The organism is Corallococcus llansteffanensis (assembly GCF_003612055.1).
Lineage (GTDB): Bacteria > Myxococcota > Myxococcia > Myxococcales > Myxococcaceae > Corallococcus > Corallococcus llansteffanensis.
Genome location: NZ_RAWB01000872.1, coordinates 1 through 2,692 on the forward strand (window position 1 = coordinate 1; position 2,692 = coordinate 2,692).

2 protein-coding genes are annotated in these 2,692 nt (G+C 69.7%); both read left to right on the forward strand.

Features of this window, described 5'->3' with window-relative positions; genetic code table 11:
- The first annotated feature begins 233 nt into the window (after nucleotides 1-233).
- Complete coding sequence (locus D7V93_RS41485; protein ID WP_120648488.1) at nucleotides 234-1,628, forward strand: undecaprenyl-phosphate glucose phosphotransferase; 1,395 nt, start codon at nucleotides 234-236, stop codon at nucleotides 1,626-1,628.
- 121 nt (nucleotides 1,629-1,749) lie between these two features.
- On the forward strand, nucleotides 1,750-2,692 hold a 943-nt coding region (locus tag D7V93_RS47570; RefSeq protein ID WP_504739598.1), incomplete at its 3' end, for a GspE/PulE/PilB domain-containing protein.

Here is a 2,692-nt window from a genome sequence, read left to right on the forward strand (position 1 = left end):
CCCCAGGGGTGTGACAGCGCTGTCCGCCCCGTCCCCACTTTCCGAGGGACGGCCGGCCCCTCCCACGCCGAGTGTCGGAAGTCCGCTGGGCCAACCCCTTGGTTTTACGGAAAAAACCGTGCTAGGACGCCGCGCGGGGGCGGGACGCGGACCGGTGACGGTGCTCGGGTCCCAGGGTGCGTGTCTTGCAACGGACTGGCGGTCCTCCCCGCCATCCGACAGGAGTCACCGCGGTGTTCGGTCGCCTGCAGCGCTTCTATACGTCCATCAAGGTCGCCGCCGACGCGGGGATGCTCGCGATGGCGTTCGTGCTCGCGTACTTCACCCGCTTCAGCGGCGTCATGCCCATCACCGAGGGCATCCCGCCGCCGATGGAGACGTTCGTCTCCCTCGTGATGGTGCTGATCATCTTCCCGGTGACGTTCCAGCAGGCCCGGCTGTACGCGACCAACCGCTCGCGCACGCACATGGGCGAGCTGTTCGAGCTCTTCAAGGCGACCATCACCGCGACGCTCGTGCTGGTGGCGGTGACGTACTTCATCCGTGAGCGGTACTCGCGACTCACGCTGGCCATCTTCGTCGTCTACGCCTTCACGCTCATCGCGCTGTCGCGGCTGGCCTTCCGCCAGGTGCTGAGCGAGGTGCGCCGGCGCGGCTACAACCTCAAGTCCATCCTCGTCATCGGCGCGGGGGACCTGGGGCTGCGCACCATCGAGACGGTGGAGAGCCACCGCGAGCTGGGCTTCCGCGTGATGGGCGTGCTGTCGCTCAAGCCGGAGAAGGTGGGCCAGTGGGTGGGCGGCGTGCGTGTCGTGGACCACGTGCAGAACGTGGAGGCCTACCTGGATGCGCACCCGGTGGATCAGGTCATCATCGCCGTGCCGCTGGAGGACCAGGCGCAGGTGAAGCCGCTGATGGAGCAGCTCGCGCTGCGCACGGTGGACGTCAAAGTGGTGCCGGACCTGTACCAGTACATCACCCTGTACGGTGGCCTGGAGGAGTTCGGCGGCCTGCCCATCATCAGCCTCCAGGGCGACCCGATGGACGGCTGGAGTCGCGTGGCCAAGCGCGTGTTCGACGTGCTGTTCTCGCTCGTCGCCATCCTCGTGAGCGCGCCCGTGATGGCGGTGACGGCGCTGCTGGTGTGGCTGACGAGTCGGGGCCCCATCCTCTATCGCCAGGAGCGCATGGGCATGGATGGGCGCACCTTCCCCATCCTCAAGTTCCGCACCATGCGCGTGGACGCGGAGGTCGCGGGCGCCACGATGGCGAGCGCCGTGGATGCGCGCCGCACGCCGGTGGGCACGTTCCTGCGCAAGTACTCGTTGGATGAGCTGCCGCAGTTCTTCAACGTCCTGCGCGGGGACATGAGCCTCGTGGGGCCGCGCCCGGAGCGCCCCGTCTTCATCGAGGAGTTCAAGCGGCAGATTCCGCGCTACCACCTGCGGCACAAGGTGAAGGCGGGCATCACCGGCTGGGCGCAGATCAACGGCCTGCGCGGCCAGACGTCCATCCAGAAGCGCATCGAGTACGACCTGTACTACATCGAGAACTGGTCGCTCCTGATGGACCTGAAGATCCTCCTGCGCACCGCGCTGGGTGGCTTCCTGTCGAAGAACGCGTACTGACGCCGGGGCCCGCATCCGGGCTCTGGAGGTCGCGGCAGGCAGGCGGGCATGACGGGAGCGCAGGTCGTATTCACGCGCACCCTCCGCGTGTGGCGCGAAGCCGTCTAGAATCCGTCGGTACATGGCCGACAAGCTTGGAATCACCCTGGTCCGCAAGGGCCTCCTGACGCAGGCGCAGCTCGACCAGGGCCTGGGCGTCCAGCTCGTCCACGGGGGCCGGCTGGGCACCCGGCTGGTGGAGCTGGGGTTCCTCGACATCGAGACGGTGGGCATGGTGCTGGGGGAGTTGACCCGGATGCCCGTGGCGATGGAGGCGGACTTCGACGCCGTCACCGACGCGACGCTCAAGCTGCTGACGCCGGACCAAGCGGAGAAGCACCAGGCGTTCCCGCTCGCGGTGGAGGGGCGGCGGCTGAAGGTCGCGATGGCGAACCCGCTGGAGCTCCAGACCACGGATGCGCTCGGGTTCATCACCGGGATGCGCATCGTGCCGTACGTCACGCCGGAACTGCGGCTGTTCCAGTACCAGGCGCGCCACTACGGCATCGCGCGTCCGACGAAGGCCCTGCCGGCGCCCGCGCCGGTGCCCCTCCGCAGGTCCGTCTCCGTGGCCACGGTGCCCCTGCCGCCCACGCCGCCTCCGCCCGTGCGTCCGGAGCCGCAGGTGTCCGCGATGTTCGGGGGGCTCGCGCCGGGACAGTTCCTCAGTGATGACTCGGAGGCGGAGGACGCGGCGCCGGTCGTGGCTGCCGCGCCCGCTCCAGTCGTTGCGAGCGAGGCCGAGGAGGAGCTTCCGCAGATCGTGATGGGGGAGGCGGTGGCCGCTGCGCCCGTGGCAGAGGCTGCGCGTCCGGGAGGGATTCCCGTGCTCGCGCCTGCACGTGCGCCGGTGGCGGCACAGCCTCCGGGCCTGGTGGCGCGGCAGGGCGGGATGCCGGTGGCTCCCGGGCCGGGCGCGGTTCCTCCGGGGCAGGGTGGAGCTCCCGTGCGTGCGACGCCTCCGCCGGGAGTGCCGGTGGATCCGCGTGTCGCTGGAGCGCCGCCTGGAATGGTGGGACGGGGAG